Origin of the sequence: Longilinea arvoryzae (assembly GCF_001050235.1) — a bacterium.
Classification (GTDB): Bacteria; Chloroflexota; Anaerolineae; order Anaerolineales; family Anaerolineaceae; genus Longilinea; species Longilinea arvoryzae.
In genome coordinates this window covers 1,327,219-1,341,011 of the sequence record NZ_DF967972.1, presented here as the reverse complement: position 1 = coordinate 1,341,011, position 13,793 = coordinate 1,327,219, and the positions used below count along the sequence as shown (strand labels likewise).

10 protein-coding genes are annotated in these 13,793 nt (G+C 60.5%); 1 reads left to right on the top strand and 9 read right to left on the bottom strand.

Annotation, left to right across the window (positions count from 1 at the left end; translation table 11 throughout):
- Positions 1–22: 22 nt before the first annotated feature.
- The 9 genes from LARV_RS06030 to LARV_RS05990 form a co-directional block, all read right to left on the bottom strand.
- Positions 23–1,318: a DUF362 domain-containing protein gene (locus tag LARV_RS06030; protein WP_075072783.1), complete on the bottom strand. Its 1,296-nt coding sequence runs from the start codon at positions 1,316–1,318 to the stop codon at positions 23–25.
- Between the two features lie 301 nt (positions 1,319–1,619).
- Positions 1,620–4,388 (bottom strand): sialidase family protein, encoded by a 2,769-nt coding sequence (locus tag LARV_RS06025; protein WP_075072782.1) that lies wholly within the window; start codon positions 4,386–4,388, stop codon positions 1,620–1,622.
- A gap of 30 nt (positions 4,389–4,418) precedes the next feature.
- Positions 4,419–5,405 carry an NAD(+) synthase gene (gene nadE / locus LARV_RS06020; RefSeq protein WP_075072781.1) on the bottom strand — a complete coding sequence of 329 codons (987 nt, stop codon included), beginning with the start codon at positions 5,403–5,405 and terminating at the stop codon, positions 4,419–4,421.
- Positions 5,402–7,384, bottom strand: a complete 1,983-nt coding sequence (gene asnB, locus LARV_RS06015; RefSeq protein WP_075072780.1) for an asparagine synthase (glutamine-hydrolyzing) — start codon at positions 7,382–7,384, stop codon at positions 5,402–5,404. The genes nadE and asnB overlap by 4 nt, the downstream gene beginning before the upstream one ends.
- Positions 7,385–7,399: 15 nt before the next feature.
- A complete protein-coding gene (locus tag LARV_RS06010; RefSeq protein ID WP_075072779.1) occupies positions 7,400–8,878 on the bottom strand; it encodes a class I adenylate-forming enzyme family protein in 1,479 nt (492 codons plus the stop codon).
- A gap of 34 nt (positions 8,879–8,912) precedes the next feature.
- The gene (locus tag LARV_RS06005) at positions 8,913–9,173 is read right to left on the bottom strand and encodes an acyl carrier protein (RefSeq protein WP_075072778.1); all 261 of its coding nucleotides are present in this window, start codon (positions 9,171–9,173) and stop codon (positions 8,913–8,915) included.
- Between the two features lie 168 nt (positions 9,174–9,341).
- The gene (locus LARV_RS06000) at positions 9,342–10,985 is read right to left on the bottom strand and encodes a B12-binding domain-containing radical SAM protein (protein ID WP_075072777.1); all 1,644 of its coding nucleotides are present in this window, start codon (positions 10,983–10,985) and stop codon (positions 9,342–9,344) included.
- A 42-nt stretch (positions 10,986–11,027) separates the two neighbouring features.
- Complete coding sequence (locus LARV_RS05995; protein ID WP_075072776.1) at positions 11,028–12,236, bottom strand: glycosyltransferase family 2 protein; 1,209 nt, start codon at positions 12,234–12,236, stop codon at positions 11,028–11,030.
- A gap of 10 nt (positions 12,237–12,246) precedes the next feature.
- Positions 12,247–13,026, bottom strand: coding sequence for an acyltransferase (locus LARV_RS05990; RefSeq protein WP_152031722.1), 780 nt, complete (start codon positions 13,024–13,026; stop codon positions 12,247–12,249).
- 203 nt (positions 13,027–13,229) lie between these two features.
- Here LARV_RS05990 and LARV_RS05985 point away from each other — a divergent pair, with 203 nt between their 5' ends.
- Entirely contained in the window at positions 13,230–13,784 is a 555-nt protein-coding gene (locus LARV_RS05985; protein WP_075072775.1) for a D-glycero-alpha-D-manno-heptose-1,7-bisphosphate 7-phosphatase, read from the top strand.
- The last annotated feature ends 9 nt before the right edge of the window (positions 13,785–13,793 follow it).

The window sequence follows — 13,793 nt, the reverse complement described above, 5'->3', positions numbered from 1 at the left end:
AAAGGACACGCAGAAAGGTGGATTAATAGACGATCTTCTGGTAATCGATACGCTGGTAACCCCCACCCCATGGGTCGCCGCGTTCATAGACGCCCATTCCGGCGTCCTGGGCAAACTTGAGATATTCATCGGCGCCAGCCATGACGCCGGCCCCCGGTTCGGCGCGCAGGTGATCCGCCATCACGCAGTCCAGCGCCACCGGGTCGGTCGAAAAGAACAGGCTGTTCGGCAGGGACCCGCCGAAGGTCGACCAGGCGCTCGGCCAGGCTTCCTGGCTGCCCCGGGCGCCGCACAGCCCATCCCCAATGGTCAACACGGTCTTCTGGCGGATGTGCGCATTCTGATTGAGATCCACCAGGGGGCTGTAGTTCGAGTAGAAACCGCCGCCGCACGCTGAAACGAGAAACACATGGCCGTGCATTCCGCCCGGGTTATCGACCGTGCCGAAATGGTTCTTGAAACCCAGTGAAATACCCGCGCAGTCGTGATTTTTCAAAATGGGCATGTTGATCAGATAACGTGCCCGCACCAGCACATCGGCGATCTTCTCACTGGCTGGCGTTGGAATCCCCTGGGGAGGACTGAACGAAACGATCGCGTCCGCATCCCGGCTGTCATAGGTGACCGGTTGATGGCATTTATCGAAGAATTGGACGTTGCCGTAGCGAATCCCGGCCGCAAAATATTCGGGGATATAGCGATTGACCCCATCGTAGAACCAGATATCCTGCTCATCAACGCCGATGGATTTCAAACCGGCGACCACCGCGTTGGCCGGCTGCGGCAGGGCGTTGATTTGCCCGCTGACGGCGCTGCAGTTGCCGGCCAGCGTGTTGTTGAAGTTCAATTTGATGACGATGCCCTGCCCGGGTTGGTAATTTGAAAGGATCCTGCGCCAGGCATCGGCCGAGGTGGACTGGCCGGTCAGCGCCTGCAGGCCCCGATCGACCATATCGCCGACGACCTGTGGATCGACGTGTTCCCAGTAGCGTTCCTGCCCGCTCCATTTTGTGGCGGCGCCGGCGCGCACGTGCACCACCCGCGGACCGAAATCTGCCTTTGGCGCCGACCCGGCGGTCGGGGATGGCTGCACGACGGCGGTGTTGGTGGGCGGCAGCGCCGTCGCCGGGCCGCTTACAGTTGCCGTTGGATCGATGGATTGCGAGCCAGCGGTCGAAGTCGGAGGCTGCGCCGGGGGTTGAGCCTGGCAGGCAGCCGCGCTTCCCACCAGCAGCCCCGGCGCGAGAATACGCGCAAGGCCTGCGGAAGTAACCCAGCCGGTGATCTTGATGAATTTTCTACGATCCAGTTTTGCCATCAATCTCCAAATTTTGCATTCCCCGGGCGTCCATCCCCGAAGCGCGAAGGCAGGGGCAACAATAAACACGCTTCCTTAATGAATGGCTCAAGGCAGGCAAAAAAAGGTATGGCGATGAAAGCTGTAATGAAGTGAGGAATGAGAAGCGGCGAAGGAGCTACCTGAAAATGCCGTTTTGCTCAGTTTATTCGTCCGAAAATCCGGGCGCCATTAACACCGAAACCAGGCCCAAGATACTAGCTATTATACCGGATGGATTGACATGTTTAGTGGTCATTAATGTTAATGGAAGCGGGCCGGATCAGCCCCCATTGCGCTTGCGCAAACGGAAGAACGCATACCCAAATCCACCGCCGACCACCAGAACCGAGGCAATCAGGCCGATGATCAGGCCGCCCAGCGTGCCCCCGCCGCTGGAGGGCGAGCCCTGTTGCAGAACGGCGCTGTCGATCGTCGGCGTTGGCGCCTGAGTGGCCGTCGGTTTCACCAGCGGAAGAGCGGTTTCGGTCGGCAAAGGAGGCAGCGCGGTCGAGACCACCTTGGGGACTTCAACCAGCCGGTTGACCGAAAGAAGCATCGTTTCAAGGTGATAAGGATCGTTTCCGGCAACCGAGCGGCTGAGAAGAGTCCCCAACGCGCCTTCGAGCGTGATCCCGGTACTCAAGGAGGCCACGTCATCCACCACGCCGGCGCCCAGATCGCGGTTGTCGGAGGCGTTCCAGCTTTCCCCATCCCATAGCCAGTATTCCAGCAGGAGGTGTTCTGTTTGCTGGTCCTCGATGAGCTGAACCAGATGAATGCGCCCGGCGCTATCAAACACGGCGCTGACTTTCCGGGGTTCATCCCGCGAATCGGATATCCTTTCCACCCGCCCCCAGGACACGCCCCCGTCCCCGGAAAACTGGTGCAGAAGCAGGATCTGGTTATCCGCGCTTTTTTCCATCCAAAAGCGGTGAATGATCCTGGCGTCCTGCGCCAGAACCTGATACCAGAGGACCTGCTCCGTTGTCACCGATTCGGCTCCGCTCCACGCAGCTCCGCGGTCCTTCGAGAATGCCGCGGACAGGCCGTCGATACTGCCGAAGCCGGCCGCCGATTGTTGGCCAAATAGAACATACAGGCTGCCGTCCACCGCGACGGCTGCCACCGGATTGGAGACGATTTGCCAGCCGGCGGCGGCGCCATCGAAGATCTGGATCGGATTGGACCAGGTGGCGCCTTGATCCCAGGATTGGACGAGAAAAACGCCGCGGCCTTCATTGACCGGGACGGAATAAACGACATTCACGACCCCGCCGCGGTCGATGACAACCGAATACCCGCCCGCGTTCAACGGAATGGTGGCGATCGCCTGGGAGGCAGACCACTCATTGACCGAACCGGCTGCGGACGCGCGCGCCCAACTGAAGTAGGTATCCCCGCCCGGGCTGTTTTGCCAGACGGCCCACAGGCGGTCATCCGGTCCCATCGCCACACTCAAGCGGGCGACATCGTTGGTTTGAGCCGCGGTTCCGGCGGCCACGCTGGTCTGCCTGGCGCGCAGGATCATCGTGGGCACGCTCCAGCGGTTGTTCTCGAGGTAGGAATAATAGACCACCTGGCTGGCCACGGGTTGGACCAGCGCTCCGGCTTCGACAGTCAGAATTTCATCCTGCGTCCAGAAAGCGTGCAGGCGTTGGCTGCCATTGCCCACGATCTGCAAATCAGAGACCTTCTCGTTGAGCGTCTGCAGCGTCTCGGCGGCCTTCCAACCCAATTGGGAGGGGAACCAGGAAGGGATATCCTTAAGCGACCGGGTCAGGACCCAGGTATCTTTACCCGAACCGCTGTCGAAACCGATGGCTACCAGTTGGTCCGTTCCGCTGAGTGCGAATCCGGTCAACCCGAAGGTCACTGTATCCAGCGCTTCCGGGTCGGTAAACGAGGACAGACTGGGCTGCAGGTAATAATCGCTCCACACTTCGCCATTCCAGGCGGAAAGGTAGACCAGGCCGGAAGCCGAGGTGACCAGCACCGAATCGGGACCGTATCCCGTGATGAAATTGGTTTGATCGGCGCAGCCGGGGAACGGCGTATTCATGCGCTGGTTGGCGCTCCATTTCGAGCCGCTATCGCTGGAACTGCGGAAGTAGGAGAAACACACCGTATCGGATTGCTTCACCTGCCAGGTGAGGACGACATCCTTACCCAGCGCGCTGACGTGAATATCCCCCGGAGAGGAGACCCCGGAGGTTACCGAAGGGCCATCCACCTCGACGGCTTCTTCCCATTTCGTACCCCCGTCCAGGGAACGCGCCACCAGGACTCGATTGCGGGGTTGGTTGTCGAAGGCCACGAAAACCGTCTTCTCATCGCCAACCTGGTTCACCGCGATATCCACGGAGTTCTTGGGCGGAACCGTCGAAAGGTCCAACTGCAACAGACTGCGGTAATAGGACGAACTGTACAATTGCCTGGGCGAAGACCAGGAGCCGCCCGAATCCAGGGAGCGCAAATAATAAACGCCGGCCGGCATTCCCGAAAGATCTTCCGGTTGCACGTAAGCCAGGTGGAGGACGCCGTCCGCATCGACCATGGCATCATAATCGGCCACCGAACTCGACACGAATCCGCCGGCCTGCCAGTCCTCCAATGTACGCCCGTTCGCGGTGCTGCCAACGCTATAGCGCAGTCCCCCGTCGGACTGCCAGAAAAGGTATTCGCGGTTACGCGGGGCGCTGATCAAAACCGGCAGGCCGATGCCGGTCAAATCGCGGCTCAGAATCGTCTCGCGCGAGACCGGAAAGATCACCGGACGCGGTTTGGTCCAACCGGTGGAGGTGGTGTGCGAATACAAAAAACCGGCCTGGCGGTCCAACCAGAAAGCATGGAATACGCCGCTGCTGTCTGCGGTGATGATCGGCGCCTGGGTTTCGCCGGAATTCGACAAATTGACCGGCTGCGACCAGCCGTCGATGCTGGCCTGCGCCTGGGCCGGGTGAACCATTCCTCCAAGCAGGCCCGCCCCCAGACAGGCAGCCCCCAGCAATCTGAAGAGACAGCCAAACATATGCCGGATCTTTGAATGCATTTTTCTTTCCTCTCCAACCCGCGGCGCGAGCTAATCCAGGTTGATGGGCTGTGTTCGCAGGTATTCGGTGGCGCGACGCTTGCGTTCGATATCGGCGATGACGCGTTCCACCTGCTCGACTGTCAGCTCCAGCGCGCCCGCGATCTCAGCGTGATCCACGCCGCGCTCGTAACCCAACCAGACCAGATCGAGGATATTGAACGGAATTCGGTAGAAGAATTCTTCCTGCGTGCTGCCCGCGGAATAAGTATCCGTGGTCGGCGGGCGCTGCTGAATTTCAACCGGCACATCCAAAAAACGCGCCAGTTGGAATACCTGGCTTTTGAACAGGTGGCCGATCGGATTGATATCCGCGCCGCCATCGCCATACTTGACGAAAAATCCCATGTCCCGTTCGTTCTTATTGGGCGTGCCGATCACAGCGTAATTGCGCAGCTCGGCATGGTAGTACAGCATGGCCATGCGCGTGCGCTGCTTGAAATTGGAGGAGGCCACGATCTGGGCGTATTCGCGCAGCGGCAGGCGCTGGGTTTGCTCGCTGCCGTCCGGTTTGATCACCGTCAGCGAGAAGATATTCAGGCGGTCTTCCTCCAGCAGGTTGCCCGGCAGGGTGATCTTCGATTTCCAATCCGGTTCGAATTCCGGGAAAACGCGCTTGACGGCCTCGTCCCGGCGCCGGTAACACCCCGCCCCATCCAGCGCGGCGCTGATCTCTTCGGTGACGGTCTGCACCTCGAAGCGCCCGGCCAGGCGGTGGGCCAGGTCGGCGCTTTCGGGGCTGGATTCACGCTCGGGCAGCAGGATGCCCACCACGCGCTGCGGGCCAAAGGCGCGCGCGCACAACGCCAGCACCAGCGACGAATCGATGCCGCCGGAGATGCCCACCACGGCGCCCTGGCGGTGCAGGCGGTGCAGCACATTTTCCTGCAGGAAGGTCACGATTCGGTTCACTTCGCCGGCCGCATCCAGTTCCAGGGAGCGGCGGTTGAATGCAAGTTTGGATTGGGTCTCGCTCATAACGGATGCACCTCCGCGGTGTGGTCGATCACTCTCACCCGGTCGGCGGCAGTCAGGGAGGCTTTGCGGGTGGAAAAATGCTGAACGAATTGATCGTAAACAAGCTGCGTGGAGAGAACGCCGGCCACGGCCATATCATCCACCTCGCTCAGCGCCGCGCCACTGGCGGCCTTGCGCGCCAATTGCCCCACAGCGATGGGGTTGAACAGGCCGCTTTCCTCCAGGGCTTCGGCCGAAAGCAGGCGCTGAATATATTCCGGCGCGTCCGCGTTGAAAAAACTGCGGTGAATGGGCGCCCGATACGGCCGTTTGACGCGCCGCCAGATCTCCTCGGGCAGCAATTCGCGCCCAACCTGGCGCAGAAACCATTTTTCGGTCAGGCCATACATTTTCCACTGCGCGGGCAGCCGGTTGCAGAACTCGACCACGCGAACATCCAGGAATGGGAAACGCCCCTCGACGGAATGGCTCATTCCCATCCGATCGCCCTGCGAAGAGAGGAGATAGGGCGAGAGGAAGGTTGTCATTTCCAGGTACTGGGCCTTGGCGAGCGCCGACCAATGGTCGAAACCGGCCGGCAGGGGCACGGCGGCGGCCTGCTCGGCCAGGCTGGCGAGCGGCTGCGGCTGTAGAAAACGCAGCAGCCGTAAACCGTTGCCCCACCGGATGGAATGCGAATAGAAGGGTGAATCGGTCTGGCTCAGGTCCTTCTTGAAAAACGCCTTGAGATAAGCCCGGCCCGGGCTGTTCAACGCTGCGATATCCGGGTACAGGCGGGTCAGCAGCATCGGGCGCATCTCTGACTCGGGGTTGCGCGCCCAGAAGCGCCGCACCAGCATCTCTTTGAAAATATCGTAACCGCCCAGCAGTTCGTCGGCGCCTTCGCCGGTGATGACCACTTTCATGTCGTGTTCGCGCACCAGCCCCGAAAGCAGGTACATGGGCGCGGGCGCGGTGCGCAGGATGGGTGTTTCGGTGTGCCAGATCACCTGTGGAAAGACCCGGCCGATCTCTTCATGGGTGGCATAGACCACATGGTGATGGGTGCCCAGCGTTTCGGCCATGCGCAGTTGGTAACTGCTCTCGTCGAACTGCGGGTCGGAGAAGGCAATGGAGAACGTCTCCAGGTGATTCTGGGTGTACTTGCGAATGATGGCCGTGGTCAGCGAGGAATCCAGGCCGCCTGAAAGGTAGGCTCCCACGGGCACGTCGGCGCGCAGCCGGATGAGGGTGGAATCGATCAACAGATTCTTGAATTCCTCCAGCGCCGGCGCGAGCGGCTGGTCAGGGTCCATTTCCTGGCTGAGGTCCAGACTCCAGTAAGCCTTTATTTCGATGCGCCCGTCCTTCAGGCGCAGGTAATGCGCCGGCGGGAGCGACTGGATGCCGCGAAAAATGCTGGCCGGCGGTTGCACGCTCCACAAGGTAAAGGCCTGCGCCAGCGCGGCCGGGTCGATTTCGGCCGTGAGCGCCGGGTGGGCCAGCATGGCCTTGATCTCCGAACCGAAAAGGAATTGCCCGCCTGGCAGCGCGTAATACAACGGGCGAATGCCCATGCGGTCGCGCGCCAGAAACAGGCTACGCTCGCGTTCGTCCCAGATGGCAAGCGCGAACTGGCCGTTGAGCTGGCTCAGGCAGTCCGGACCGTATTCCTCGTACAGGTGCAGGATGACTTCGGTGTCGGTGTGGGTGGTGAAGCGGTGGCCGAGCGCCTCCAGTCTGGGGCGCAGCTCGACGTAATTGAACACCTCGCCGTTGTAGACGATCCACAGGCTGCCGTCTTCATTGGAAATGGGCTGCTGCCCGCCGCTCAGGTCGAGGATGCTCAGGCGGGCGCTGCCCAATCCGGCCCACGGACTGCGATAAATACCAAATTCATCCGGACCGCGGTGGCGCAGCATACCCAACATGCCGCGCAGCGTCTCTTCGCGGATCGGTTCAGGTTCGTTCAGGTTGATGATACCGGTAATTCCGCACATGCAACCCCTCCTGGCTCAGCCGGCCGAGAGTTTTCGCAACTCGGTCTTGACCACCTTGCCATTTGCGTTCAGCGGCAGGGCAGCGATGAATACCACATCCCGCGGCACCATGTGGTGCGCCATGCGCCGCCCGCAATGGGCGATGATCTCCTCGGCCGACAATTCCGAACCTTCGTGCAGCACCACGAACGCCTTGATGGCCTCGCCGCGCACCAGATCCGGTTCGCCGATTACGGCCGCCGCCACCACCTCTTTCAACTCGAGGATGACCGATTCGACCTGCTGGCTGGAAACGCGAAAGCCGTAGGACTTGATGAAATCGGCCTTGCGGTCGACGACATAGATGTAGCCGTCCTCGTCGACCGTGGCCAGGTCGCCGGTCTTGAGCACCCCGGCGATGAATTTTCCGGCGTTGGCTTCGGGTTCGTCCAGATATCCCGGCGAGATGTTGTCGCCTGAGGCGTAAATTTCGCCCACATCGCCCGGCTTGACCGGATTGCCGTCGTCGTCCAGCACGCGCAGCGTCACCCCCGGAATGCCCTGGCCGATGGAACCCAGTTTCGTGGACAACATCTGGGGCGGCAGGTAAGAGAGCCGGGCCGTGGCTTCGGTCTGGCCATACATGACGAAGACGCGCGCCTGCGGCACCGAATTGACCAGCTCTTCGATCAGTACGGTCTGCAGTTTGCCGCCCGCCTGCTGAAGCTTGCGCAGCGACTTCAATTCGCGGCGTGGAAAGCTGGAGTTGCGCAGCAGTGTCTGATAAGTCGAGGGGACGCCGGCAAAGCCGGTGCATTCGGCCGATTCCATCAGGTCCAGCACCAATTCGGGGTAGACGAAGGAATTGGCCACCGCCAGCGACCCACCCACGCGCAGGTGGGTATGCAGCAGGGAGGTGCCAAAGCAATAATAGAAGGGCAGCACCGCCATGATGCGGTCAGCGCTGCTCAACTCGAGGTATTCGATGATCGAGTTGGTGTTGGCCTGGATGTTGCGGTGGGTGATGCGCACGGCGCGCGGCCGCGCGGTGGTGCCCGATGTAAACATCAGGGCGGCATCGCGATTCAGGTCGAACTCTTTTTCCGCTTCCGGCCATTCGGACGGGCCAGGTTCCTCCAGGCAATCGTCGAAGATCGGGGTGAGATCGGCCGGCAGCGTGGCGGCGAATTTGGCGTGCATGCGCCGCTCGATGAACAGCGCCTTGCAGTGCACGAAGTTTTGCAGCCCCAGGGCGTCCTCGGGCGTCATGGTGACGGCAAAGGGCACCGCCACGGCCGACCGTTTCAGCGTCGCCAGGTAGGCCGCCGCCCAGAACAGCGAATTTCCTCCCAGAATTGCCACCCGGTCGCCGGCATCGACGCCGGCCATGGCCAGTTCACCGTACAGCCGGGCGCAGGCCTGCCGCAAATCCTGGTAGCTGTAGCGGAATTTATCGCTCAACAGTACCAGATCGGTCGGATTGCCTTTTTCGAGTAAATAATCCGCTGTATTCATTTTTCCCTCCCCGGATTGAAATTAAATCCGTCGATCAGACCGCCGTGAGTTCCTGTTTGCGCCGGATGAAAGCGGCCAGTTTGGCAATCGAATCGAAATTATCCGGCACGATTTCAGCGTCCTCCACCTTGACGCCGAACTTCTGCTCGACAAACATGACCAGTTCGAGCACGTTCATCGAATCGACAATGCCGTTTTCCAGAAATGAGGTATCGTCCGCATGCGGATATCCGTTGTTGCTAAACAAGATGTTGTCAGCAATGTATTTGCGCAGAAGTTCTTCAGCAGAGTTCATAGGTGAACCTCCCGATGTACGATAAGGTAGCCGATTTGACTGAAACGGATTGGCTTGAAATCCGCCCCCAAAATGGGGGCGGGGTCGTCCTTACGAAGCTCGATCCAAAATTCTCTTTCCAAATCCACCCTTCCGCCTGGTTGCCGGATGCCGTAAGAAATAACCAGGTTACTTCTGGCCGACCTGCCAGGCCAGGTGCTGGAGGCCGACGCTAACCGCATTGGTGAAAGTGGACGGATCCGAGAACAACATCTTCAGGTAGGTCAGCGCCGGGCCGGGCCGCAGCGCCCATTCGCGCCAGGCGCGCTTCTGCCAGTACATCAAGCGTTCGGCCGGCAGGTGCGGATAATCCAGCACGGTTTCCTTGTCCATATCGACCTGCTCCCAGCGGGTGTCCTTGCGGAACCAGCCGTTTTCCACCACTTCGAAGAAGAAGGGTGTGCCGGGATACGGCGCGGCGATGTGGAAGAGGGCAATATCCAGCGGCAGGCTCTTGGCAAAGTCGATCGTCTGGCGGATGGTCTCTTCGGTCTCACCGGGCAGGCCGATGATGAAGTAACCCCAGTTGTTGATGCCGGCCTTCTTCGAAAGGGCCAGCGAGTTTCGCGCGCGGTCCGGATAGGCGCCTTTGCGGGCGTGCTTAAGGATCTGCTCGTTGCCGCTCTCGATGCCCCAGGAAATGAACCAGCAGCCGGCTTTGGCCATCAGGGCGAGCATCTCTTCATCTACATAATCCACCCGGCTGTTGCATGTCCAGTGGATCTTCAAGCCCTGCTCGAGGATCAGATTGCACAGCTCGACCACCTGGTCGCGGCTGACAGTGAACAGGTCGGCGTACATGTGAATGTTGTGGATGCCAAGTTTGTTGAGCACCCATAGTTCTTCCACGATTTTTTGCGGTGAGCGCAGGCGCACCGTGTATTGATACGACACGTGCTTGATGCAGTACGTGCAGCCGGCCGTGCAGCCGCGCCCGGTGACAATGAAGGTGAACGGACCTTTCATCATCGGCATTTTGTAACTTTGCAGCGGCAGCAATTCGTGGGCCGGGATGGGCAGATCGTCCAGGTCGGCGATGAACGGCCGCGGAATGTTCTTGACGATCCGGTCGCCGTCCCGCCAGACGATGCCGCGCACACCGTGCAGATCGGGTTTGCCATCCACGATCGAAGGTTTGTAGCCCATTTCCTTGTCGAACATGCGCTGGATTTCGGGCGGACGCTGATCGGTCTTGCCCTCCAGATGGTCCAGCAGGTCGCGGATGGTCAGGTCCGGCTCGCCGAAAAGCACGAAATCGAGCGTGGCAAAACCCTGCATGGTCTCCACGGGGATTGGGGTGACATGCGTCCCGAAGGCAATCGTCTTCGCACCGCGGTTTTTGGCCAGGAAGGTGCCGTACATATCGTTTTCGAGCGTCGGCGCCGTCACCTGGGTCATGTAATATTTGGGCTGGTATTTGTCCAGCAGGCCAACGAACGCTTTCCAATCGATCTTCGAGCCAATACAGTCCAGCACCTTGACCGTGTACTGGTCGCGCAGGATGGCGGCCATTTGAGCCAGCGAGACCTGCGGCCAGACCATGTTTTCGCGCGAGCGCCGCCCAACCCGATGCTGCGAGCGAATCCAGATGCCGCCGTCCGGGGAAGGCGGGTTGACCAGCAGGATATCCACCGCATCCGGCGAACGTTTCTGGCTGGATATGCCCGCCCGCACCATCGGATCGGCATCCGGGAAATTGGCCTCGCGCAATTTGGCAATCCGGCGCGTGCCAAGATTTTGATAATCCTTTGCAACTTCAAGCGGTTCGTCCATCGTAAACCTCCAAATGAGCTGAAACCTACAGATAAGCCGTGATCATTCCACCTGCATGTCCGCGCGCGCCAGCACATCCCGCTGACTCAAATCTTCCAAAACGCGGATCAGCAGCCAGTAGATCACAAGTTGAATGCCAACCAGACTGGCCAGGGCCCCGCCCAACAGATACAACCACAGGCGGGCAATTTCCCAGCCGCTCAAACTCAACACCAGACTGACGATACCAATCCCCAATCCGGCAGCAAAGGCAACCAATCCCATCCAGCCGAACTGTAATTCGAGCGGCTTTTTGAACACCGGTTTACCGAACAGCCCCTGGCGGATGGGTTCTTTATAAAACAAGGATACCAGGTAATTGAAAGTCGCTCCCAGCGCGAACAAACTGATGCCTGCCACGCCCAACACCAGGCCGGTGAACAGGCTAAAAACGCCCCACGGCGACAGGGCGGTCACGCCGCTCAATCGGGCGATGACCAACCCCAGCCCCACCAGCGCGGCAACCCCCACGCCCACCAGGCCAGCGATGCCCAGCACGCGCACCGGATTGTAGGAAAGCACCGTCCAGACCATCGAAGTCAGGAAGATACGCCCATCCCGCAGCACACTCAGCTTGGAGCGGCCCACCCGTTCACTGTAGGGGATGGCCACCTCCACCATTTTGATGCCTTCATGGACGGCGCGCGTGCTCATTACCGGCGTCAGGTTCAGTCCATCCGGCAGCGGCGAAAGGCGCGCCAGGGTGTCCTTGCGAAAGACGCGCATGCCGCTGGCGCTGTCGGTGACGCGCTGCCAGCCCAGCAGGCTGAGCAGCGTGGCAAAAATCACGTTGCCCAGGCGGCGGGTCAGCGGCATGCGGCTGTCAGCACCGGCCATGCGCGATCCGATGACCAGTTCGGCGCCGTTCAAAGCCTCGCGGCACAACTGCGGGAAATATTCGGGCGGATAGGTTCCGTCCGCATCCAAAAAGCCGACCAGTTCACCTTTGGCCTGCGCGAATCCGGTCTTCAGAGCCGCGCCGTAGCCGCGGTTGTGCGGATGCGAGATGATGCGCACGCAATCGTGTTTGCAGGCCAGTTCGCCGGCCACCTCGGCGGTGCGGTCACGGCTGCCGTCGTTCACCACCAGCAGTTCCATCTCATCCACCCCGGCTTCTTTCAGCCCTTCGCGAATGGTCAGGACGCGTTCCATAATCTCGAGGATACCTTTTTCTTCGTTATAAGCCGGGATGACAACGGATAACATGGTCATGGCGGTTCTCCTAAGCGAAAAAGATCGTCCGATCCTTGGCGTTGGCAGGCAGGCTGCCATCGATTTGCTTGATGACCCGGGCGGGCACCCCGGCGACGACGGTATGCGCCGGCACGTCCTGGGTCACCACCGCGCCGGCTGCCACCACGGCGCCTTTGCCGACCCGCACGCCATCGGTGAGGATGGCCCCGGCGCCCAGCCAGACATCATCCTCGACGACGATACCCTGGGCGGTAATGCCCTGTTCGGTAAAAGGCCGGTTGGGGTCGTCGAAAATGTGATTGACGGCCAATAATTGGGTAAAGGGCGAGGTATAGACGCGGTCGCCGATGGTGACGCCGCCCTGACCGCGGATGATCGAATACTCGCCGATCAAACTGTCGCGCCCGATGCGAATACCGGACTGCGGCATGCCCCGGAAGTTATACACATGCAGCACCGCACCGTGCATGATGATGGTATTGGGACCGATCTCGATCCCGTTCGGGCAGGCATGCAGGTAAACGCCCTGGTCCAGGTAGACGCCGTGACTCAGGCGGATACGGCTGGCATAGCGCAGCCGGACGCCGCTTTCGATGGCCGCCCAGCCGTCCATTTTCAAAATCAGGCGGTAGAAGATGGCGCGCAGACCAATTCCGGCCACCGTCGGCACCCATCCGAACACAAAGTACAGGAGCTGCTCCAACAGGTAACGGTCCAGGCCATCCGCCTGGCGCTGGACGTAAAGGCCGATGCCGGCTTTTTTTTGTGAAGATGCAGTTGTATAAGCAGACTGCGCAGAAGTGTCCAATATTTACGATCCCTTCGGGCGGCTGCGGCGAAACAAGCTCCGCCACTGCGACATGGCACGCTGCCGCACGCTGTTCCCCCGATGACCCTGACGATGCTTGGCGCCTTGCCGGGCGCGCCGTACCGCCAGTTTTACAAGAGGTTCCGGCCGCCCTCACCGGCCGGTTGAAATTGCCGCGCGGTTTTGTGCGTATAATTGATCCCATGGATCCAGCTATTTTTCTCGACCGCGACGGCGTCATCATTGAGAACCGGGAAGATTACGTCCTCACCTGGGAGGATATCGAGTTCTTCCCGGCGGCGCTGGAGGCGCTGCGGGATTTTCGCAGCAGCCCGTTTCGAATTGTTTTGATCACCAACCAGTCCGCGGTGGGACGCGGATTGATCACCCTGCAGCAGGCGCTGGAACTTAACCAGCGCGTGACAACCACGGTGGAACAGGCCGGCGGGCGGTTGGACGGAACCTGGATGTGCCCGCACGCCCCCGAAGATCATTGTGTGTGCCGGAAACCCCGCCCCGGACTGCTTTTGCAGGCGGCCGAAGCGTTGCATCTGGATTTGTCGCGCTCTTATATGATCGGCGATGCGCTCAGCGACCTGCAGGCCGGAAGGGCTGCCGGGGTGCGCGAAACCATTCTGGTTCGCACCGGGCGCGGCGCCAGGCAGGCATGCCTGCCCGAAGCGGCCCTTTTGCGGCCTTTCCCGACCTTCGATTCCCTGGCTGAAGCGCTCGATCACATTTCCTCACAATCCCATTAGGCGCCCGGT

Bases quoted from the DNA above. Each gene is read 5' to 3' on its own strand.
- LARV_RS06005 (WP_075072778.1), bottom strand. From the start codon at position 9,173: ATGAACTCTGCTGAAGAACTTCTGCGCAAATACATTGCTGACAACATC.
- LARV_RS06025 (WP_075072782.1), bottom strand. From the start codon at position 4,388: ATGCATTCAAAGATCCGGCATATGTTTGGCTGTCTCTTCAGATTGCTG.
- LARV_RS06000 (WP_075072777.1), bottom strand. From the start codon at position 10,985: ATGGACGAACCGCTTGAAGTTGCAAAGGATTATCAAAATCTTGGCACG.
- LARV_RS05985 (WP_075072775.1), top strand. From the start codon at position 13,230: ATGGATCCAGCTATTTTTCTCGACCGCGACGGCGTCATCATTGAGAAC.
- LARV_RS05995 (WP_075072776.1), bottom strand. From the start codon at position 12,236: ATGACCATGTTATCCGTTGTCATCCCGGCTTATAACGAAGAAAAAGGT.
- LARV_RS06030 (WP_075072783.1), bottom strand. From the start codon at position 1,318: ATGGCAAAACTGGATCGTAGAAAATTCATCAAGATCACCGGCTGGGTT.
- asnB (WP_075072780.1), bottom strand. From the start codon at position 7,384: ATGTGCGGAATTACCGGTATCATCAACCTGAACGAACCTGAACCGATC.
- nadE (WP_075072781.1), bottom strand. From the start codon at position 5,405: ATGAGCGAGACCCAATCCAAACTTGCATTCAACCGCCGCTCCCTGGAA.
- LARV_RS06010 (WP_075072779.1), bottom strand. From the start codon at position 8,878: ATGAATACAGCGGATTATTTACTCGAAAAAGGCAATCCGACCGATCTG.